At 63.6% G+C, this 20,244-nt stretch carries 16 protein-coding genes; 10 read left to right on the forward strand and 6 right to left on the reverse strand.

The genetic code is table 11. From position 1 onward, the window contains the following. The first annotated feature begins 113 nt into the window (after positions 1–113). Positions 114–1,697: an aldehyde dehydrogenase (NADP(+)) gene (locus F6X42_RS25620; protein WP_187636864.1), complete on the forward strand. Its 1,584-nt coding sequence runs from the start codon at positions 114–116 to the stop codon at positions 1,695–1,697. Positions 1,698–1,838: 141 nt separating this feature from the next. On the opposite strand, the gene F6X42_RS25625 is transcribed toward F6X42_RS25620, so the two are convergent. The 3 genes from F6X42_RS25625 to kdgD all read right to left on the reverse strand — a co-directional run bounded on the left by F6X42_RS25625 (position 1,839) and on the right by kdgD (position 5,270). Continuing rightward, entirely contained in the window at positions 1,839–2,582 is a 744-nt protein-coding gene (locus tag F6X42_RS25625) for a FadR/GntR family transcriptional regulator (RefSeq protein WP_187636865.1), read from the reverse strand. A 221-nt stretch (positions 2,583–2,803) separates the two neighbouring features. After that, positions 2,804–4,162, reverse strand: coding sequence for an MFS transporter (locus F6X42_RS25630; RefSeq protein WP_187636866.1), 1,359 nt, complete (start codon positions 4,160–4,162; stop codon positions 2,804–2,806). Positions 4,163–4,352: 190 nt separating this feature from the next. Continuing rightward, the gene (gene kdgD, locus F6X42_RS25635) at positions 4,353–5,270 is read right to left on the reverse strand and encodes a 5-dehydro-4-deoxyglucarate dehydratase (protein ID WP_187636867.1); all 918 of its coding nucleotides are present in this window, start codon (positions 5,268–5,270) and stop codon (positions 4,353–4,355) included. Positions 5,271–5,539: 269 nt separating this feature from the next. Here kdgD and garD point away from each other — a divergent pair, with 269 nt between their 5' ends. The 8 genes from garD (at position 5,540) to F6X42_RS25675 (ending at position 14,883) form a co-directional block, all read left to right on the forward strand. Further along, positions 5,540–7,129: a galactarate dehydratase gene (gene garD / locus F6X42_RS25640; protein WP_187636868.1), complete on the forward strand. Its 1,590-nt coding sequence runs from the start codon at positions 5,540–5,542 to the stop codon at positions 7,127–7,129. Positions 7,130–7,229: 100 nt separating this feature from the next. After that, a complete protein-coding gene (locus F6X42_RS25645) occupies positions 7,230–8,081 on the forward strand; it encodes an NAD-dependent epimerase/dehydratase family protein (protein WP_187636869.1) in 852 nt (283 codons plus the stop codon). Continuing rightward, positions 8,081–9,010: an SMP-30/gluconolactonase/LRE family protein gene (locus tag F6X42_RS25650; protein ID WP_187636870.1), complete on the forward strand. Its 930-nt coding sequence runs from the start codon at positions 8,081–8,083 to the stop codon at positions 9,008–9,010. The genes F6X42_RS25645 and F6X42_RS25650 overlap by 1 nt, the downstream gene beginning before the upstream one ends. Positions 9,011–9,619: 609 nt before the next feature. Next, on the forward strand, positions 9,620–10,612 hold the full coding sequence (locus F6X42_RS25655; RefSeq protein WP_187636871.1) for a TRAP transporter substrate-binding protein: 993 nt from the start codon (positions 9,620–9,622) through the stop codon (positions 10,610–10,612). A 178-nt stretch (positions 10,613–10,790) separates the two neighbouring features. Then, complete coding sequence (locus F6X42_RS25660; protein ID WP_187636872.1) at positions 10,791–11,306, forward strand: TRAP transporter small permease; 516 nt, start codon at positions 10,791–10,793, stop codon at positions 11,304–11,306. Positions 11,307–11,313: 7 nt separating this feature from the next. Continuing rightward, on the forward strand, positions 11,314–12,666 hold the full coding sequence (locus F6X42_RS25665) for a TRAP transporter large permease (RefSeq protein ID WP_187636873.1): 1,353 nt from the start codon (positions 11,314–11,316) through the stop codon (positions 12,664–12,666). Positions 12,667–12,743: 77 nt separating this feature from the next. Beyond that, positions 12,744–13,955 carry a porin gene (locus tag F6X42_RS25670; RefSeq protein WP_187636874.1) on the forward strand — a complete coding sequence of 404 codons (1,212 nt, stop codon included), beginning with the start codon at positions 12,744–12,746 and terminating at the stop codon, positions 13,953–13,955. Positions 13,956–14,328: 373 nt separating this feature from the next. Then, positions 14,329–14,883, forward strand: a complete 555-nt coding sequence (locus F6X42_RS25675; RefSeq protein WP_187636875.1) for a putative glycolipid-binding domain-containing protein — start codon at positions 14,329–14,331, stop codon at positions 14,881–14,883. Between the two features lie 121 nt (positions 14,884–15,004). Here the strand turns inward: F6X42_RS25675 and F6X42_RS25680 are convergent, their stop codons facing one another. After that, a complete protein-coding gene (locus F6X42_RS25680; RefSeq protein WP_187636876.1) occupies positions 15,005–15,586 on the reverse strand; it encodes a GNAT family N-acetyltransferase in 582 nt (193 codons plus the stop codon). 404 nt (positions 15,587–15,990) lie between these two features. Between F6X42_RS25680 and F6X42_RS25685 the strand changes: the two genes are divergently transcribed. Beyond that, positions 15,991–18,204, forward strand: a complete 2,214-nt coding sequence (locus F6X42_RS25685; protein WP_187636877.1) for a LamG-like jellyroll fold domain-containing protein — start codon at positions 15,991–15,993, stop codon at positions 18,202–18,204. A 44-nt stretch (positions 18,205–18,248) separates the two neighbouring features. Here F6X42_RS25685 and sapR read toward each other — a convergent pair whose 3' ends face one another. Together sapR and F6X42_RS25695 are read right to left on the reverse strand one after the other, a co-directional pair. Continuing rightward, positions 18,249–19,154 carry a sap1 transcriptional regulator SapR gene (gene sapR / locus F6X42_RS25690; protein WP_187636878.1) on the reverse strand — a complete coding sequence of 302 codons (906 nt, stop codon included), beginning with the start codon at positions 19,152–19,154 and terminating at the stop codon, positions 18,249–18,251. Positions 19,155–19,272: 118 nt separating this feature from the next. After that, entirely contained in the window at positions 19,273–20,160 is an 888-nt protein-coding gene (locus tag F6X42_RS25695) for a DMT family transporter (protein ID WP_187636879.1), read from the reverse strand. Between the last annotated feature and the right edge of the window lie 84 nt (positions 20,161–20,244).

Raw genomic sequence — 20,244 nt, forward strand, 5'->3', positions numbered from 1 at the left:
ACGGGCGCGTATACCCGTATGTCCCTGTCCGACAAGCGTTCCGGGTTGCACGGAGCCCCCGCAATGTTGTAGGATGACCTATATCTTTAGCCTTCATTAAGGAAAGCCAAAAAATGCCTATTACCGGCGAAATGCTGATCGGTCGCAAAGCCGTGCGCGGCGAAGAAAAACCGCTGCGCGCGTTCAATCCTGCCACGGGTTCCGAGATTGCCGAGCCGGTGTTCGGCAGCGGTACCGTCGAGAACGTCGAGCAGGCGTGCGCGCTCGCGCAGCAGGCGTTCGACGCCTATCGTCAACTGCCGCTCTCAGTGCGCGCCGAGTTTCTGGATCGTATCGCGGACGGCATCACCGCGCTCGGCGACGAGCTGATCGAACGCGCGCAGGCTGAATCGGGCCTGCCGAAGGCGCGTCTGGAAGGCGAGCGCGGCCGCACCACCGGCCAGCTGAAGCTGTTCGCGCAGACCGTGCGCGCGGGCCAGTGGCTCAACGCGACGCTCGATTCGCCGCTGCCGGAGCGCAAGCCGCTGCCGCGCTCCGATCTGCGTATGCAAAAGATCGCGCTCGGCCCGGTCGCCGTGTTCGGCGCGAGCAACTTCCCGCTGGCGTTCTCGGTGGCGGGCGGCGACACGGCCGCGGCGCTGGCCGCGGGCTGCCCGGTCGTCGTGAAGGCGCACCGCGCGCACCTGGGCACGTCGGAGCTGGTCGGTCGTGTGATCCAGCGCGTCGCGCAGGAAATGGATTTGCCCGACGGCGTGTTCTCGATGATCGTCGGCGCGGGCAATTCGGTCGGCGAGGCGCTGGTGGCGCACCCGGCCATCAAGGCGGTCGGCTTCACCGGTTCGCGCGCGGGCGGCACGTCGCTGATGCGTGTCGCGGCGGCACGTCCGGAGCCGATCCCGGTTTACGCGGAAATGAGCAGCATCAACCCGGTGTTCCTGCTGCCGAACGCTCTGACGGCACGCGGCGACAGCATCGCGCGCGGTTTCGTCGACTCGCTCGTGCTCGGCGCGGGCCAGTTCTGCACGAACCCGGGCCTCGCCATCGCGATCGACAGCGACGCGCTGAAGGGCTTCGTCGCGGCGGCATCGGAAGCGCTCGCCGCGAAGCCGGCGCAGACCATGCTGACCTCGGGCATCCACGCCGCGTATGAAGACGGCGAAGGCAAGCTGGCCGCGACCAGGGGCGTCGAGGTCGTGGCACGCGGCGTCGCCGCGACCGGCCCGACCCAGGCTTGCGCGGCGCTGTTCGTGACCGACGCGCAGACGTTCCTCGCGAACCCGGCGCTCGAAGACGAAGTGTTCGGCCCGGTGTCGACGATCATCCGCTGCAAGGACGAGCAGGAAATGCTGAAGGTCGCCGGGCACTTCGCCGGCCAGCTGACTGCGACGCTGCTGATGGATAGCGCCGATGTCGCGGCTGCGAAAAAGCTGGTGCCGATTCTCGAGCGCAAGGCCGGCCGGATTCTGGTCAATGGCTTCCCGACCGGCGTCGAAGTGTGCCACGCGATGGTCCACGGCGGCCCGTTCCCGGCAACGTCGGACAGCCGCGCGACCTCGGTCGGCACGACGTCGATCGACCGCTTCCTGCGCCCGGTGTGCTACCAGGACTTCCCGGCCGAGCTGCTGCCGCAAACGCTGGCCGACGGTAATCCGCTGGAATTGTGGCGTCGTCGCGACGGCGAACTCACGCGCGGTTGATCGCGTGACGCCGTCCTGAACGGATGCGCCCGGGCCGATCGGCCGGGCGCGCATCGAAGGGAAGGGCGGCGGCAATCGCAAGATAAAAAAAATGGCCGGGAGTTTTCCCGGCCATTTTTTTGCCCGCCAGCTTCGCGAGAATCAGCTGTTCGCTTCGCTCACTTCGTTCGCGCGACGCAGCCGCTCACGGCTATTCGACAGATGCATGCGCATCGCCGCGCGCGCGCCTTCGGCGTCGTGCCGGCTGATCGCCTCGAGGATGCTTTCATGCTCGAGGTTCACGAGCGACAGATACGCGTCGGGATCGGCGCGCGCGATGCCAGCCGAGTCGAGCCGGTTGCGCGGAATCAGCGCGCTGCCCATCTGCGACAGGATGTCGACGAAATAGCGGTTGCCCGTTGCACGCGCGACCGAAATATGGAACTGCAGATCGGCGTCGACGCTGTCGAGCCCGTTGTGACGCGTGGCCTCGATCGCGTCGAGCGCGGTCCGCATGCGCGCGAGGTCGTCCGGTTTTGCGCGTTGCGCGGCGAGACCCGCGCATTCGGTTTCGAGGCTGATGCGCAGTTCCAGAATGGACAGCACGTCGCGCAGCGTGGTGGCGGGCACCATGTCGATGCCGAGTTTTTCGCGCTGCGGCTCGAGCACGAAGCTGCCGATGCCGTGCCGCGTCTCGATGACCTTGCCCGCCTGCAGGCGCGAGATCGCCTCGCGAATCACCGTGCGGCTCACGCTGAGTGTGCTCATCAGCTGCGATTCGGTCGGCAGTTTGTCGCCCGGCTTCAGCGCGTTGGCCGCGATCTGCTCGGTGACGTAGCCGACGACGAACTCGGCAAGATTGCGAGCGCGTCGTGGCGGTGCCGCGGATGCTAGTGGTGTAGCCATCGAAAACGCTCCTTGTTTGAAGACCGCTGGGAATACTGCATTCTTATTATATCGTCGTCTGACGACTGAATATATAAGCGCCGGATCGTTTCCGGCACAAATGTCACCTATATCAGCGGAGGCCCGAAGTTTGGCGCCTCGGCGCGAATAGATCGCGCGAGGCGCCGGCTCCGTAGGCCGGAAGTACGATAACCGCGACGATAACCCAGCCTATAACCGGCTCACGCCGGGCGCAACTCGACCCGCCGGATGTCCTTGACGATCACCAGATAGCTGATCACGGTCATCAGCGCGTTCGCGCCGACGAACACCAGCGCGCCATTGAACGAGCCCGTGCGCGCGACGAGATAACCGATCACGATCGGCGTCACGATGCCGGCGATGTTGCCGAACATGTTGAAGATCCCGCCGGACAGGCCGAGCGCTTCCTTCGGCGACGTATCGGCGACCACGGCCCAGCCGAGCGCGCCGATGCCCTTGCCGAAGAACGCGAGCGACATCAGCGCGACGACGATCCAGTCGGTCGACACGTAGTTGCAGCCGATGATGCAGGTCGACAGCAGCATGCCGCCGACGATTGGCACCTTGCGCGCGACGGTCAGCGAACAGCCGCGGCGGATCATTCCGTCCGACAGCACGCCGCCGAGCACCCCGCCGAGAAAGCCGCAGATCGCCGGCAGCGAGGCCACGAGGCCCGCGTGCAGGATCGTCATGCCGCGCGCCTGCACGAGGTAGATCGGAAACCACGTCAGGAAGAAGTAGGTCAGCACGTTGATGCAGTACTGCGCGAGATAGACGCCGAGCAGCATGCGGTTGCTGAGCAACTGACGCACGAGCGTCCAGCCGCCGGCCTTCGAAACATCGTCCGGGCCCGTCTTGCGCGCACCGCTGACGAGGCCGCCGCCTTGCTCGATGTACTCGAGCTCGGCGCGCGACACGCGCGGGTGGTCGGCGGGATTCTTCATGACCTTCAGCCACGTTAGAGCGAGCAGCAGCCCGGCCACGCCCATCACGACGTAGACCATTTCCCACCCGAACGCGTGCGTGAGCCACGCCATCAGCGGCGTGAACACGACCGCGGCGAAGTATTGCGCGGCGTTGAAGATCGCCGACGCGGTGCCGCGCTCATTGGTCGGGAACCAGCTCGCGACGACCTTCGCGTTTGCCGGGAACGCCGGCGACTCGGCCGCGCCCATCACGAAGCGCAGCACGAACAGGCCGGTGATCGCCGCGCCGGCGCTGCCGAGCAGGCCGACCGAGCTCTGCAGCAGCGTGAATATCGACCACGAGAAGATGCTCGCCGCGTACACGCGGCGCGCGCCGAAACGGTCGAGCAGCCAGCCGGCCGGCAGTTGCGACAGCACGTAAGCCCAGCTGAATGCGGAAAAGATATAGCCCATGCGGATCGCGTCGAGGCTGAACGCGGTGCGCATTGCGGAACCGGTGACGGACAGTGTCGCGCGGTCGGCGTAGTTGAGGGTGGTGATCACAAAGATCAGCAGCAGGATCCCGTAGCGGACCTTGGTGCGTGCCGCGCTAGAAGCGGCGTCGGTGGAACTGGCCGAGCGGCTCAAGTCCATGGGTCATCTCCTGTATTTTCGGGTGAGGTGTACTCTGCACGCCGGGCGGCCCGCAGACCACCTGCCGGTCGGGCAAACACACGAACGCCCGGCGAGGTTGTCGTGCCGGGCGTTCGCCACGCGGCCGTCTATGCGGCCCTCATCGATGAGGGCCGCGAGCTTGTTCGCTCGAAGCCCCAGCGCCGGTGCCTTACTGCGCTCCGAGCTTTTTGATCAGCACGTCGAGCTGTTCCATTTCTTCCGGCATCAGATCGGTCAGCGGTGCGCGCACCGGACCTGCGTCGTGGCCGACCAGCTTCGCGCCAGCCTTGACGATGCTGACCGCGTAGCCTGCGCGGCGGTTGCGGATCTTCAGGTACGGCAGGAAGAATTCGTCGATCAGCTTGCCGACCGTCGCGTGGTCGTCAGCGGCGATCGCGCGGTAGAAGTCCATCGCGGTCTTCGGGATGAAGTTGAACACCGCCGACGAGTACACCGGCACGCCCAGCGCCTTGTAGGCGGCGGCATAGACTTCCGCGGTCGGCAGGCCGCCGAGGTACGAGAAGCGCTCGCCAAGGCGGCGGCGGATCGTCACCATGTTTTCGATCTCGCCCACGCCGTCCTTGAAGCCGATCAGGTTCGGGCAACGGTCGGCCAGACGCTCGAGCATGTCAGCGTTGAGCTTGGAGTTCGCGCGGTTGTAGATGATCACGCCCATGTTCGGCACCGACTTGCAGACCTCTTCGGCGTGCGCGGCGATACCGTCCTGGCTTGCTTCGGTCAGGTAGTGCGGCATCAGCAGGATGCCGTGCGCGCCGAGGCGCTGGGCTTCCTTCGCGTAGGCGACCGCCACGCGGGTCGGGCCGCCGGCGCCGGCGAGGATCGGTACCTTGCCCTTGCAAACTTCGACCGCGGTGCGCACGACTTGCGTGTAATCGTCTTGCGTCAGCGAAAAGAATTCGCCCGTGCCGCCGGCGACGAACAGCGCCGAAGCGCCGTACGGAGCGAGCCATTCGAGGCGCTCTGCGTAAGTGTCGGCGCGGAAGTCGCCGTTAGCGTCGAAGTCGGTGATGGGGAAGGACAGGAGGCCTTCCGAAACGATCTGCTTGAGTTCCTGCGGTGTCGTCATGATCAAATATCCAGGCGTCGGATTGAGTCGTTAGAGTGAGTCGTTAGTTGGATCCAACCAGTACGACGGACGTCGTACTAGTAGAAAATCTTTTGAAAATCAGATTTCTTATACGTCATCGTACAACAATGAATCCGGTAACTCAACGATGTTTTCACGGCATAATGACCGCTATAGGGTAAATACGGAACATCCGGGCAAACTTCGTTGTTGTAGGATGACGTATGATTGCAGGCGAAGCAGGCTTATCACGCCTTTAGGATCGATCAATGGAACAAACTCCGCTCTACATCCGCGTTCATCCCAATGACAATGTTGCGATCGTCGTCAACGACGGCGGTCTGGGGGAAGGCGCGGTATTTGCCGATGGCCTCAGGCTGCGCGAGCGTGTGCCGCAGGGCCACAAGGTCGCGCTGGCCGATCTCGCCGAGGGCGACGAGGTCATCCGCTATAACGTCGTGATCGGCTACGCGCTGAAGTCGCTGCCGAAGGGCAGCTGGATCAACGAGCACGTGATCCGCATGCCGAGCCCGCCGGGACTCGAAGACCTGCCGATCGCCACCATCAAAGCGCCGGAGATGCCGCCGCTCGAAGGCTACACGTTCGAGGGTTACCGTAACTCGGACGGCTCGGTAGGCACGCGCAACATCCTCGCGATCACGACCACCGTGCAGTGCGTGGCCGACGTCGTGCAACACGCGGTCACGCGCATCAAGTCCGAACTGCTGCCGAAATATCCGAATGTCGACGACGTCGTCAGCCTCGGCCACACCTACGGTTGCGGCGTCGCGATCGACGCGCCCGACGCGATGGTGCCGATCCGCACCGTGCGCAACATCGCGCTGAACCCGAACTTCGGCGGCGAAGTGATGATGGTGAGCCTCGGCTGCGAGAAGCTGCAGCCCGAGCGTCTGATGCCGCCGGGCACGATTCCGATCGCGGCGGCCGCGGTCGTCGACGACGTCGCCGACATCGGCGATGTCGCGCTGGACCTGAACGGTGATGTCGTGGTGCTGCAGGACGAATCGCACGTCGGCTTCCAGTCGATGATCACGTCGATCATGAAGATGGCCGAGGGCCACCTGAAGCGCCTGAACAACCGCCGTCGCGAGACCTGTCCGGCGTCGGATCTGGTAATCGGCGTGCAGTGCGGCGGCAGCGACGCGTTCTCGGGCCTGACCGCGAACCCGGCCGTCGGTTTCGCGACCGACCTGCTGGTGCGAGCCGGCGCGACCGTGATGTTCTCGGAAGTCACCGAAGTGCGCGACGGCGTCGATCAGCTGACCGCGCGCGCGGCCAACGCGGATGTCGCGCAGGCGATCATCCGCGAGATGCAGTGGTACGACGATTACCTGAAGCGCGGCGGCGCCGACCGCAGCGCGAACACGACGCCCGGCAACAAGAAGGGCGGCCTGTCGAACATCGTCGAAAAGGCGATGGGCTCGATCATCAAGTCGGGCAACTCGGCGATCTCCGGCGTGCTGTCGCCGGGCGAGAAGGTGAGCGAGAAAGGCCTCATCTATGCGGCGACGCCGGCTAGCGACTTCATCTGCGGCACGCTGCAGGTCGCCTCGGGCATCACGCTGCACGTGTTCACGACCGGCCGCGGTACGCCGTACAGCCTCGCCGAAGTGCCGGTCATCAAGGTCGCGACGCGTTCGGACCTCGCGCGCCGCTGGCACGATCTGATGGACATCAACGCCGGCACGATCGCGACCGGCCAGTCCAGCATCGAGGAGGTGGGCTGGGAACTGTTCCGCCTGATGCTCGAAGTCGCGAGCGGCCGCCAGCAAACCTGCGCGGAGAAGCTCGGGCTGCACAATGCGTTGACGCTGTTCAACCCGGCGCCGGTGACCTGATCAGGCACCTTGTCCCGTCCAACCTCAGGCGAGCGCCGGTCCAACCAGCGCTCGCCTTTCTGTTCAGATGACCCGATCGCCATTCCAAAAGCAAAGAGACATGACCGATTTGAACGTTGACCGCTCCGCGGCAAAGAAACCATTCCGCCGTCTGCTGCTCACCGGCGCCGCGGGCAACCTCGGCAAGCAACTGCGTCCCGCGCTCGCGCAATGGGCCGACATCGTGCGCGTGTCCGATATCGCGCCGCTCGGCGAAGTCGCCGCGCACGAGGAAGCGGCCGTCGTCAATCTCGCCGACGAAGCGGCCGTGCACGCGCTGCTCGAAGGCGTGGACGCGGCGGTGCATCTCGGCGGAATTTCCGCCGAAGCGCCATTCGAAGACCTGCTCGAAGCGAACATCCGCGGCCTGTACAACCTGTACTCGGCCGCTCAGAAGCACGGCGTGAAGCGCATCATCTACGCGAGCTCGAATCACGCGGTGGGTTTCCATCCGGTGACGTCGGTTCTCGATACCGAAGCGCCGCTGCGTCCGGACGGCCTGTACGGCGTGACGAAGTGCTTCGGCGAATCGCTGTCGCGCTATTACTTCGACCGCTTCGGCCTCGAAACCGTATGTCTGCGGATCGGCTCGTCGTTCGAGCAGCCGAAGACCGCGCGCATGCTGGTCACGTATCTGAGCTACCGCGACTTCATCGAACTCGTGCGCTGCTCGCTGTTCACGAACCGCGTCGGCCACGCGATCGTCTATGGCGTATCGGACAATCGCATCTCGTGGGTCGACAACACGAACGCGGCGTTCCTCGGCTACCGTCCGCAAGACAGCTCGGCGCAATTCGAGCACCTGTTCCCGCCGAGCGCCCCCGACACGCGCTTCGACGACCCGACTCAGTTGTACCAGGGTGGCCCGTTCGTGCTCGCCGGGCCGATGGAGCCGAAGCGGGAGCCCAAATAATGAGCGCGAATCCGCAAGTGGAGCGGCTCGAAGCGGCCGGTCCGTTGCCCGCTGCCACGGGCGAAAGCCCGGTCTGGCGCGCGGCCGGGCAGGCGCTGTACTGGGTCGACATTCCGGCGAAAAAAATCGTGCGCGGCTCGCTCGCGACCGGCCAGCGCACCGAATGGCTGCTCCCGGAACAGGTCGCCTGTATCGCATTCGATCGCGCCGGCACCGTGCTCGCCGGCTGCGAGACCGGGTTGTTCGCGGTCACGCTCGCGGACGCGTCGCGAGCGGCGAGCGGCGAGCCGCTGACAGCGTCGCTGCGCAAGCTCGCGGCGCCTGAATTCCCGCACGGCGGCATGCGTTTCAACGACGGCCGATGCGATCGGCAAGGGCGCTTCTGGGCCGGCACGATGGTCATGGACATGGCGGCGGCGATCCCGGGCGGCGCGCTATACCGCTTCGACGAGAAGGGCGTGCTGTCCGCGCCGGTCGTCGCTTCGCTGATCACGCAGAACGGCCTCGGCTGGTCGCCGGACGGCACGACGATGTATCTGTCCGACTCGCATCCGCTGCGCCGGCTGATCTGGGCGTTCGACTACGACGTCGAAACCGCCGAGCCGCGCAACCGCCGCGTGTTCGCCGATCTGCATCACTACTCGGGCCGCCCGGACGGCGCGGCGGTCGATGCCGACGGCTGCTACTGGATCTGCGCGAACGACGCCGGTCTGTTGCTGCGTTTTACGCCGCAGGGCAAGCTGGACCGGCAGATTCCAGTGCCGGCCATCAAGCCTGCGATGTGCGCGTTCGGCGGGCGGGATCTCGATACGCTGTTCGTCACGTCGATTCGCCCGGCCAACGGCGCGAGCGAGCACGACGGCCATGTGTTCGCGCTGCGGCCCGGCGTGAGCGGGCTGCCTGAGCCCGAGTTTGCGGGCAAATTGTAATGTTGCTTACGTAAAGCGTGCGCCGGGACGAAGTTTTTCTCCCGGCGTTTTCATTTCTTGATGCCGTTCGTGTGGCCCTATATTTGTCACTCATCGTACAACGTGTGGTGTGAAGGCCACGACCCCACGCGTTTCGTCGACAAAAACAACACCCCCGGCGACCTCGCCGATTCCCTCGCCATCCAATGCCAGCCGGCATGACGCCTTGGTGGCGGACCACGCCGGTCATACGTACCGGCGCTTTTCTTGATGCGGGTAAATACCGTCTGTACAAGTTAAAACCCCTTTTATAGACTTCATATGTCGTCGTACAACATATGAGCCCAAACAAATGGCTTTCTGTGCTTGTGCGGCAGCCCGATGCGGCGGGTTTCAGGTTCGTAATGCGGCTGCGATCGATGCAGCGTACATATCCGAAGCCGGCCGGCGTGATTGAAGTAAGTAGTCGAGTTGTCCACTGGAGTGCTGGATTATCTGTGCCGGGGAAGTCGCACAGCCAGTACGGCCACCGCCCGCACCTGTGAAGGGGTGAGCGCGAAGCCGGAGACGCGTCAAAACCATGTCACATCCGCTATCGATGGGATGGTCCATTTTTCAAGGAATGTCACGATGAACAAGAAGTTTGCCTCTTCCCGTGTTTCGATGATCGTCGCAGCCGCGGCGTTGGCGTTCAGCACGATGTCGGCTGAAGCGCGCGTGTTCCGCGTTGCCGACGTGCACGGCGACACCTTCCCGACCAACATGGCGGTGAAGTACATGGGCGAGGAGATCGGCAAGGCGACCGGCGGCAAGGACTCCGTGAAGGTGTTCGGCAACAGCGCGCTGGGTTCGGAAAACGACACGATCGACCAGGTTCGTATCGGCGCACTCGACATGGCGCGTGCCAACGGTGCTGCGTTCAACGAAATCGTGCCGGAATCGATGATCCCGTCGCTGCCGTTCCTGTTCCGCGACGTCGACCATTTCCGCAAGGTCATGTACGGTCCGGAAGGTCAGAAGATTCTCGACGCGTTCACGGCGAAGGGCATGATCGCGCTGACGTTCTACGAGAGCGGCGCACGCTCGATGTACGCGAAGAAGGCGATCAAGTCGCCGGCTGACATGAAGGGCCTGAAGGTCCGCGTGCAGCCGTCCGACCTGATGGTCGACGAAATCAAGGCAATGGGCGGCACGCCGACCCCGATGCCGTTCTCGGAAGTCTATACGGGCCTGAAGACCGGCCTCGTCGACGGCGCCGAAAACAACCTGCCGTCGTACGAAGAAACCAAGCACTTCGAAGTCGCTCAGGTCTACTCGGAAACCCAGCATTCGATGACGCCGGAAGTGCTGGTGTTCTCGAAGAAGGTGTGGGACACGCTGTCGCCGCAAGAGCAGCAGATCATCAAGAAGGCCGCGGCCGACTCGGTGCCGTACTACCAGAAGCTGTGGACCGCGCGCGAAGCCGACGCACAGAAGGCCGTCACGAAGGGTGGCGCAACGGTCATCACGGCTTCGCAGATCGACCGCGCGGCTTTCGTGAAGGTGATGCAGCCTGTGTGGGCGAAGTACGAAAAGACCCCGCAGATGAAGCAGATCGTCGACGAGATCGAAGCAATCAAGTAAGTCACGCGTCCCGGACGCAATCAGCAATAGCAACGCTTGTCGCAACAGCGGCGTGAATGGTCCCGCGAGGAAACTCGCGAGACCTTCCGCCGCGCGATGTCGCGCGCGCGTTCAGATCGCGTCACACCGGGACGGCGGAACATCAAGCACAAGGTCGGTCGTAAGCAAGGACAGGGTCATGAGTTTCCTGAAACGCCCAAATGATTTTCTTTTTCGCGTGCTGCTGGTCGTGGCGTCGTTTAGCCTCGCCGCGCTTTGCCTGCTCGTGATTTATAGCGTGGTGTTGCGCTACGTGTTTAACGACGCGCCCGATTTCGTTGAGCCCATCGCATTGTTGCAGGTGATCCTGATCGCGATGTTCGGCGCCGCGCTGAAGGTTCGCGAGGGCGGTCACATCGGACTCGACTCGCTCGTCAAGAAACTGCCCGAGAAGGGCCAGGTGATCGCGAAAGGGATTCAGCACCTGTGTCTGGTCGCTTTCGCGGTGGCGGTTTTCGTCGGTTGCTTCGAGATGGCGGAAACCACGATGGGCGACCGCATTCCGATCATCGGCGTGCCGGAAGGCGTGCGCTACTGCATCCCGATCTTCGCGAGTGTGTGCATCGCGTTGTTCTCGATCGAGCATCTGCTCGATCTGTTCGCCAGCACCCCGAAGGCGCATACGCTCGAACTCTCCGCCACGGAACAAAAATAGAACCATCATGGAACTTGCCCTTCTTACCGCCAGTTTTCTTGTCTTCCTCTTTCTAGGGGTTCCGGTTTCATTTGCGTTGGGCCTGTCCTGCGTTCTGACGTATCTGTTCGAAGGCCTGCCGACGGCGACGGCGATGCAGTCGATGATCTCGGGCATGAACGGTTTCTCGTTCCTCGCGGTCCCGTTCTTCATCTTCTCCGGCGAGCTGATGCTCCACGGCGGCATCGCCGACCGCATCCTGCGTTTCGCGCAGGCCACGGTCGGCCATTTCCGCGGCGGCCTCGGCATGGCCAACGTGGTCGCCTGTACGCTGTTCGGCGGCGTGTCGGGTTCGCCGACCGCGGACACGTCGGCCATGGGCGGCGTCGTGATCCCGATGATGAAGCGCGAAGGTTATAGCGCCGCCTACGCGGTCAACGTAACCACGCACTCGTCGCTGGCCGGCGCGCTGATGCCGACGTCGACCAACATGATCATCTACGCGTTCGCGGCGCAAGGCGTGAGCGGCGTGCTGAACGGCAAGCAGTTGAGCGGCGTGTCGATCGGCGATCTGCTGTTCTCGGGTCTGTTGCCGGTGCTGTGGGTGATGGGCCTCGTGCTGATCGCCGCTTACTGGCAGGCCGTCAAGTTCGGCTATCCGCGCCGTCCCGACGGTTCGACCGAACTGCAGCGTTTCCCGGGCTGGATGGCCGTGCTGCGTACCTTCATCGGCGCGGTGCCGGGTCTGATGGTCATCGCGATCATTCTGTTCTGCGTGGCGCGCGGTATCGCCACCGCAACAGAGGCGGCCGCGATCGCCGTCGGTTATTCGCTGATTCTGACCATCGTCGTGTATCGCTCGCTGACGATGAAGAAGCTCGGTCACGCGCTCGGCAAGGCCGCGAAAACGACCGGCGTGGTACTGCTGCTGATCGGCGTGTCGAACATGTTGCGCTTCCAGATGGCGTATCTGGAGATTCCGGAGGCGATCGAACGCATGCTCGACGGCGCGACCTCGCTGCCGTGGCTGATGTTGTTATACATCAACGTGATTCAGGTGTTCCTCGGTACGTTCGTCGACATGGCGGCGCACATCCTGATCACGACCCCGCTGTTCCTGCCGATGGCGATGCACAACGGCGTGGGCCCGGTCCAGTTCGGCATCATGATTCTGCTGAACTGCGCATTGGGTCTGGTGCATCCGCCGATTGGCTCGGTGCAGTTCATTGGTTGCGCAATTGGCAATGTGTCCATAGGGGAAACTACTAAGGTGGCGTGGCCGTATTACCTCGCTATCTTCTCGGCCATCAATATTGTCACCTATGTCCCGTGGTTCTCGACCTGGTTACCGAGCATCATCAACGGCCATCCGGTGTTCTGATCCAAATAAAACGTCTTACCCACACTCAGCGGCGCTCGCATAGGCCGCGTCAGAAAGTTATTAACAAAGGAGTAAAAATGAAAAAGACTCTCTTAGCTTCGGCCTTGGGGTTGGTCGCCCTGGGCGCGCATGCGCAAAGCAGCGTGACGCTTTACGGTATCGTCGATACGGGCCTGGGTTGGCAGAACAGCTCGGCGTCGCTGACCACGGCGGCGAAACCGCAGACCGTCCCTGGCGCCTCGCAAGTCAAGATGATCAACGGCATTTGGGCAGGCAGCCGTTTCGGTTTGAAGGGCTCGGAAGATCTGGGTGGCGGCACGAGGACGATTTTCCAGTTGGAAGAAGGCTTTAACAGCGCAACCGGCGCGCAAAGCGTCTCGGGTCTGGCATTCAACCGCCAGGCATGGGTCGGTCTGACGAACGCGCAGTTCGGTACGCTGACGGCAGGCCGCGGCTACACCTCGTACTACACGCTGCTCTCGCCGTATAGCCCGACCACGTGGCTGACTGGTGCATACGGTGCGCATCCGGGTGATATCGACTCGCTGGACACGACGTTCCGGGTGAACAACCAACTGGTTTATACCTCGCCGAGCTTTGCCGGTCTGACGGTTAGCGGTTCGTACGCACTGGGCGGCAACGCGGGCAGCTTCGCAGCCGGCCAAACCTGGAGCGTTGCGGCACAGTACCTGAACGGCCCGATCGGTGTCGCGGCAGGTATCCAGCGCATTGACAACGCGGCAACCGTTGCCACCCCCGCTTGGAATTCGACGGCGTCGAACAACGGCACTCAGCCGTCCGTCTCGGCAATCAACAACGGCTTCCAGACCGCAGCGAAGCAGCAGCGCATTGCGGTGACGGGTGGTTACGCGTTCAGCTCGCAGTGGGACGTTTCGTTCGCATACTCGAACGTTAAATACACGGCGGGCCAGGCTTCGCTGTTCCACGACACGCAGATCTGGAATACCGGTGGCGCAGTGCTGCACTGGAAGCCGATCTCGGTGCTGGACGTGGCCGCTGGCTATAGCTACACCCGTGCAACGTCGTCGAACGGCATTCAGAGCACGGCTAGCTACAGCCAGTTCAACCTGTCGCAGTACTACTCGCTGTCCAAGCGCACCGGTCTGTACGCACTCGAAGCGTATCAGCGCGCTAGCGGCCAGACGCTGTCGGGCAATGGCAAGTCCATCATCAACGCAGTGGCAAGCATCGGTGACGGCCAGAACGGTGCGCCGTCCTCGTCGCGTAGCCAGACCGCGGTTGGCGTGGGTATCATCCACAAGTTCTAGACAGTTACTGAATACATGGCGGCGCGTTGTTTTGCCGCCACATCGACGCAGTTTTTTCGCGTCGTCAGTCTCGCAAAGCTGCGCATGTCGAGTGCGCAGTTTTTTTTGATGCGCCGTTTTTTGATGCATCGAAAGCGCCGGTCTCGCTGGCGCTGTCAGATCATCGCGACATCCCTGTGACTTCAGCGTGCAGCACGCGACGTCAGCACGAGATCGCTTTCTCCAGGCCGATCAGGCCGCCGACCACAAACGCCCACCCGTTGCCAGTTTTCGCGCTTCACGTCGGTGACGATTGGGGCGGCATGCCGCGCGGGTTTTCGCGCTACGATAAGAGCCCGGCGCGCCCGCTGCGCCGTTTCGCCAGGAGACGTCGATGCGAGAATTGCGATGGGCCTCGGAAGAGGGCGACGGCATCGAACATCTGATGTTCGATGCGCGCGACGACGGCTTCGCCGTCGAAAGCGTCGTGGTTGGGCAGCGCTATGGCAAGGCGTACGGACTGCACTACGCGGTGCGCTGCGACGCGCACTGGCGCACGCGCTACGCGCGTCTGAAGATCGTCGGCGGTGGCGAGCTGGAATTGCACGGCGATGGCGACGGCCACTGGCACGACGGGCACGGCCTCGCGCTCAGCGCGATCGAAGGCTGTATCGATATCGACATCGCCGCGACGCCGTACACCAACACGCTGCCGATCCGCCGCCTGCAACTGGCCGAGGGCGAGCGTCAGCCGATCGAGGTCGCGTATATCTCGACGCCGGACTTGCAGGTAACGCGCGCCGAGCAGGCATACACGTGCGTCGAGTTGAATGGCGAGTATCGGTATGAAGGCATTTTTCGCGAATTCACGGCGAATCTGCGTGTGGATAGCGATGGCCTCGTGATCGACTATCCGACCTTGTTCACGCGTTTGCCGCGCGCACGTTAGGTTTTGCATCCGGCGCCGGACCGCTCGTTGCAGCGGTCCCGGCGCCGCTATCCCCGTCATTCGCGCGATGCGTGTCGACCAAACGCATGGCGCTCGCCGCTGGCCAGTCACCAGCGCGGGCCTAGCTGTGCGTGCCGCCTGCCGGGTCTGAAGCGTCGTCGGGTCCGGTCGATGCGCCACGGCCGAGCGCGCGTTGCATCAGCGTCGTGTCGAGCCAGCGGCCGTGCTTGTAGCCGACCGCCTTCAACGTGCCGGTCAGCTCGAAGCCGAGTTGCGTGTGCAACGACAGCGAGCCGCCGCTGCCGCCATCGGCGATCACCGCGATCATCTGACGCCACGGTCCGCTCTCGCAACGTTCGATCAGCGCTTGCAGCAGCACGCGACCGATGCCGCGTCCGCGATACGCGTCGTTGACGTAGATCGAGTCTTCGATCGTGTTGCGATACGCGGCGCGCGGGCGATACGGCGTGGCATAGCAATAGCCGGCGACGTCGCCGCCGATCTCCGCGACCATATACGGCAGTCCGTGGCTGCGCACGGATGCGAGCCGGGCGCGCAGATCGTCGACGGAAGGCGGGGTTTCTTCGAACGACGCGACGCCGGTCAGCACGTGATGCGCGTAGATCGCCTGGATTGCCGGGAGGTCGGCTTCGGTGGCGTCGCGCACGAGCGGGGCGTCGAGCGGTGAGCGGATCGAACTCATGCAGTGGTCCTGTGGCGGCCGGCGTAGTCAGGCTGAGAGCCTTCACTATGCCCGTCGTCGAGGCGGATTTGAAGCGGGTCAAAAATCGGTTGTTCGAGGGCTTTTCGTGGGAGATGGGTGAGCGATGCGTGACATCCGTCACCTGCTATCTATCAACGCTTTCCGTTGCCTGATCAGTTGTACCTTACACGAAATTCAGCATTTCCCTACCCCATTCGCGCTAAGCGAATGGGCATCGCTTTCCGTTAACAGGGGAGTGCCGCTTCGCACTTCTAGAACGATGGCGGCGCGAAAGCAAACGTTTGCGAAGGAATGCCTGCCAGAAGTATCTGACGTCGACGATATGCGGTCCCCGGCTGGCATCGCACTTTCGCCTGCAAGTTCATTCACAACACGGGAACGATATGAAGAGCAGCAACGAACAAAGCACAGGGATTTCGCGGCGAACCTTTCTGTATAGCCTGGGTGCACTCGCGCTGTCGGGCTGCAACGGCGAGATCAGCCCCGCAGCCACGACGATGACCCGCACGACGAGTCGGGCCTCGACATCCAGCGTGACCCTCGCTCGTGTTGCTAATGGCGCGACGGACATCGCCACAAGCGGCGCATTCGTTCATCCCGGACTGTTGCATACGCAGGCTGACTTCGAACGGATGGCGCAGAAGGTCGCCGGACAGGCGTCGCCGTGGTACGAGGGCTGGCAGAAGCTGATTGCTAACGGCCACACAAGGTTGTCGTGGTCGCCGCGCCCTCAGGTCGAAGTCGATCGCGGGGGAAGCGGCGCGCAAAACTATCCGGTGCTGTACAACGACATCGCCGCGGCGTACGCATGCGCGCTGTACTGGAAAGTGACGGGCGACACGGCCTACGCTGACAAAGCTGTGCAGATCATGAATGCCTGGTCTTCGACGTTGCAGCGGCTTGGCGGCGATAGCAACGTCGATCTTGCAGCCGGTATTTATGGCTACGAGTTCGCGAACGCCGGCGAAATCATGCGCAGCTATGCGGGCTGGGCGGCAGGCGATTTTGCGGCGTTTCAGTCGATGATGCTCAACGTCTTCTATCCGATCAACGTCGACTTTCTCAACCGGCACAACAACACTGACGTGACGCACTACTGGGCCAACTGGGACTTGTGCAACATGGCGTCGATCATGGCGATCGGCGTGCTGTGCGACGACCACACGTTGTTCGATCAGGCGGTCAACTATTTCATCGATGGGGCCGGTAACGGGGCGATAGCACAAGCGGTTTATTACCTGCACCCCGGCTATCTGGGTCAATGGCAGGAGACGGGCCGCGACCAGGGGCATAACACGCTTGGCATCGCGCTTGGCGGTGCAATCTGCGAGATGGCGTGGAACCAAGGTGTCGACCTGTACGGCTATGACAACAACCGCTTTCTCGCCGGTGCGGAATACGTGGCGAAGGCGAATCTCGTGCAGACGGACGGCACCTACCTCACGGTGCCGTATGCGACCTATTCGAATGTCGACGTGACGCAAGCAGACTTTTCGACCGCCTCGCAGGGCACGGTCCGGCCCTGCTGGGCACTCGTCTACAATCATTACGTGAATCGCAAAGGGCTTGCGGCTCCATGGTCGACCAGGTTCGCGCTGGCGATCCAACCCGAAGGTGGCGGCGGCGACTACGGCACGACCAGCGGCGGCTACGATCAACTGGGCTACGGCACGCTTACGTGTACACGCGATGCGGCCGCACCCATCGCTGCGCCGAGCGGTCTCACGGCGTTCGCGAGCGCGGGACAGGTCATGCTGTCATGGTGGGGCGTTGCTAACGGCATCAGCTATAGCGTGAAGCGTGCGTCCAGTTCAGGCGGAGCGTATACGACCATTGCGAGCGGTATCGGCGATCCGTTGACGTACACGGACAGTCCGTCAGCGGGAACATGGTATTACGTCGTAAGCGCGCAGACGGCGTCGGGCGAAAGCGCGGACTCGTCAGAAGCTGTCGCCGTGACGGTGGTGCAACCGCATACGTATCTGAAGTTCGATGAAACAAGCGGCGCGAGCGCCGCCGACGCGACGGGCAACGGTCATGCCGGCGCGCTCGTCGGCGGCGCGACTCATGTGGCGGGCCGAGTCGGTAACGCAGTGTCGCTCGACGGCTCAAGCGGCTACGTCAGTCTGCCCAACAGTGTCGTCGCCGATCTGTCGGACTTCACCATCGCTGCCTGGGTCTTCTGGAACGGCGGCAACGCATGGGCCCGCATCTTCGATTTCGGCGCGGGCACGGGGCGCTACCTGTTCCTCACGCCGAAGAACTCCACCGGCGTCATGCGCTTTGCGATCACCACCAATGGCGGGCACGGCGAGCGCGGTATCAACGCCAACGTCGCGCTGCCAACAGGCCAATGGGCGCACGTTGCCGTGACGCTATCCGGCACGGTGGCTACGTTGTATCTGAACGGCACTGTGATCGGCGGCGCGAACGATGTTGTTTTTGCGCCGTGGCGCGTCGGACCGACTGCCCAGAACTGGATTGGACGCTCGCAGTACGCCGCCGATCCGTATTTCAATGGATCGATCGATGAGTTTCGCATCTATCGCTGTGCAATGTCGGCCGATCAGATTACGGCTCTGGCGCAGGGCACGTAGCCTTGGCGGGAGCGCGTGGCGAGCACGACGCCCCACCGCGCCGGTCAAAGATCGAACTGATCGAACTCGCTCTGCAACTCGCGGTTGCGCGCCACGCGTTCGTCGATAGCCGGTCCAAGGCGTTCGACGACCGCCGAGATCAGCAGATTGAACAGGCACGTCAGCGGCGCGAGCGAATCCCAGAACTGACCGACGTCCGTCTTCACCTGCAGTAGGTCGCCGTCGAAATCGCGCGCCCACGTGCAATAGATATCGGTGACGAGCGCGAACGGCAGGCCGCGGCGCGAGGCGGCCTGGCAAAAGCGTCGCGCGGTCGTCGAATAGGCGCGCGTGTCGGTGACGATCAGATACGGCACGCTGAATTCCGAGTTCAGCGAATCGACGTAGGAGCCCGACATCCCGTCCGAATAGAACACGCGCGGACGGATGTATTCGAGGTAGCTGTAGAACGCGTTGCTGATGCCGCGCGTCGATTGGATGCCGAGGATATAGACCGCATCGGCATTCGCGATGCGCTGGGCGACGCGCGCAAACGCCGGCGAGCGTGCGAGTTCGTACACGTGATGGATCGCGCTGATTTCGAGTTCGAGCGACTGGGCGAGCGCGGCCTCGCGCGGCGAGGAGCCGTCCGCGGCGCCCGGAGGAGGTTCACCAGTCTGCGCGCCGTCGCTCGCGCCGCGGCGGAACGCGTCGAGCCGGTCCGTGATCAGCCAGGGCCGCTGCTGTGTGCCGCGTAGTTCGCGTTTCAGATCGTCGAGATTGCGATAGCCGACGCTACGCAGAAAGCGGCCGACCGAAATGCCGCTCGTGCCGGCTTGCTGCGCGATCTGGTCGGCGGTTTCGAGGCCGAGCCGGTCGAGATTCGCGAGCATGTAGCTGGCGACACGTTTCGAGGTCGGCGTGAGTTCGGCAAAACGGGCTTCGACGGTTTGGGCAAAGGCGGTCGTCATCGTCAGTCGCGGTGCGGGGCGCTGGTTGAGCCAATCTGCGAAATGATGACATATCGATCCACGGCTCGCGAGATTCGATCCTGAAAAAAGGTGGTTGCCGTGCGACGGTCGAGCCGCGTCAGACCGCCCGCCGCGTCGGCGCCGCGCGCGAGAAATGCCGTGCGCCCGCCACGCAGGCGACCACGATCACCGTGACGATAATCATCGACGGCGGTACCTGCTCGTGCAGCAACACGCCGGCGAGCAGCAGCCCGAAAAACGGCTGCAGCAGCTGCAGTTGGCCGACCGCCGCGATCCCGCCGAGCGCGAGCCCGCGATACCAGAACACGAAGCCGATCAGCATGCTGAACAACGACACATACGCGAGCCCCCACAGCGCGGCCGCGCCGACGCCGTCGAACGACGCGGGCCGCGTCCACCATGCGAGCGGCACCATCAGCGGCAGCGACAGCACGAGCGCCCACGAAATCACCTGCCAGCCGCCGAGGTGACGCGACAGCCGCGCACCTTCCGCGTAGCCCAGCCCACAGAGGACGATCGCGGCGAGCATCAGCGCGTCGCCGAGCGGCGATGCGTCGATGCCGTGCCGCAGCGCGAACGCTGCCACCGCCGCGCTGCCGAGCGCCGAGAACAGCCAGAACGCCGGTTGCGGCCGCTCGCCGCCGCGCAACACGCCGAAGATCGCGGTGGCGAGCGGCAGCAGGCCGATGAACACGATCGCATGCGCGGCGCTCACATGACGCAGCGCGAGCGCGGTCAGCAACGGAAAGCCGACCACGACGCCGAGCGCGACCACCACCAGCGGCAGCAGATCCCGTCGCTCGGGGCGCGTCTCGCGGAACACCAGCAACAGCAGCAGACCGAGGCTGCCCGCGATCGTCGCGCGCGCCACCGTCAGGAACACCGGATCGAGGCCCTGCACGGCAAGCCGCGTGGCCGGCAGCGAGCCGCTGAAAATCAGCACGCCCGCGAAACCGCTGAGCCAGCCGTTGGTTGTCTTGTCCATTGCATACATCCGTGCGCTGAAAAGAGTCTCATGATGCGCGCCATGGCCGTAAACGGTAAGCTACAGATCAGTACAGTTTGCACA

It is taken from the genome of Paraburkholderia podalyriae, from assembly GCF_014397785.1.
GTDB classification, from domain to species: Bacteria; Pseudomonadota; Gammaproteobacteria; order Burkholderiales; family Burkholderiaceae; genus Paraburkholderia; species Paraburkholderia podalyriae.

Bases quoted from the DNA above. Each gene is read 5' to 3' on its own strand.
- F6X42_RS25630 (WP_187636866.1), bottom strand. From the start codon at position 4,162: ATGGACTTGAGCCGCTCGGCCAGTTCCACCGACGCCGCTTCTAGCGCG.
- kdgD (WP_187636867.1), bottom strand. From the start codon at position 5,270: ATGACGACACCGCAGGAACTCAAGCAGATCGTTTCGGAAGGCCTCCTG.
- F6X42_RS25695 (WP_187636879.1), bottom strand. From the start codon at position 20,160: ATGGACAAGACAACCAACGGCTGGCTCAGCGGTTTCGCGGGCGTGCTG.
- garD (WP_187636868.1), top strand. From the start codon at position 5,540: ATGGAACAAACTCCGCTCTACATCCGCGTTCATCCCAATGACAATGTT.
- F6X42_RS25665 (WP_187636873.1), top strand. From the start codon at position 11,314: ATGGAACTTGCCCTTCTTACCGCCAGTTTTCTTGTCTTCCTCTTTCTA.
- F6X42_RS25650 (WP_187636870.1), top strand. From the start codon at position 8,081: ATGAGCGCGAATCCGCAAGTGGAGCGGCTCGAAGCGGCCGGTCCGTTG.
- F6X42_RS25685 (WP_187636877.1), top strand. From the start codon at position 15,991: ATGAAGAGCAGCAACGAACAAAGCACAGGGATTTCGCGGCGAACCTTT.
- F6X42_RS25620 (WP_187636864.1), top strand. From the start codon at position 114: ATGCCTATTACCGGCGAAATGCTGATCGGTCGCAAAGCCGTGCGCGGC.
- F6X42_RS25645 (WP_187636869.1), top strand. From the start codon at position 7,230: ATGACCGATTTGAACGTTGACCGCTCCGCGGCAAAGAAACCATTCCGC.
- sapR (WP_187636878.1), bottom strand. From the start codon at position 19,154: ATGACGACCGCCTTTGCCCAAACCGTCGAAGCCCGTTTTGCCGAACTC.
- F6X42_RS25675 (WP_187636875.1), top strand. From the start codon at position 14,329: ATGCGAGAATTGCGATGGGCCTCGGAAGAGGGCGACGGCATCGAACAT.
- F6X42_RS25655 (WP_187636871.1), top strand. From the start codon at position 9,620: ATGAACAAGAAGTTTGCCTCTTCCCGTGTTTCGATGATCGTCGCAGCC.
- F6X42_RS25680 (WP_187636876.1), bottom strand. From the start codon at position 15,586: ATGAGTTCGATCCGCTCACCGCTCGACGCCCCGCTCGTGCGCGACGCC.
- F6X42_RS25660 (WP_187636872.1), top strand. From the start codon at position 10,791: ATGAGTTTCCTGAAACGCCCAAATGATTTTCTTTTTCGCGTGCTGCTG.
- F6X42_RS25625 (WP_187636865.1), bottom strand. From the start codon at position 2,582: ATGGCTACACCACTAGCATCCGCGGCACCGCCACGACGCGCTCGCAAT.
- F6X42_RS25670 (WP_187636874.1), top strand. From the start codon at position 12,744: ATGAAAAAGACTCTCTTAGCTTCGGCCTTGGGGTTGGTCGCCCTGGGC.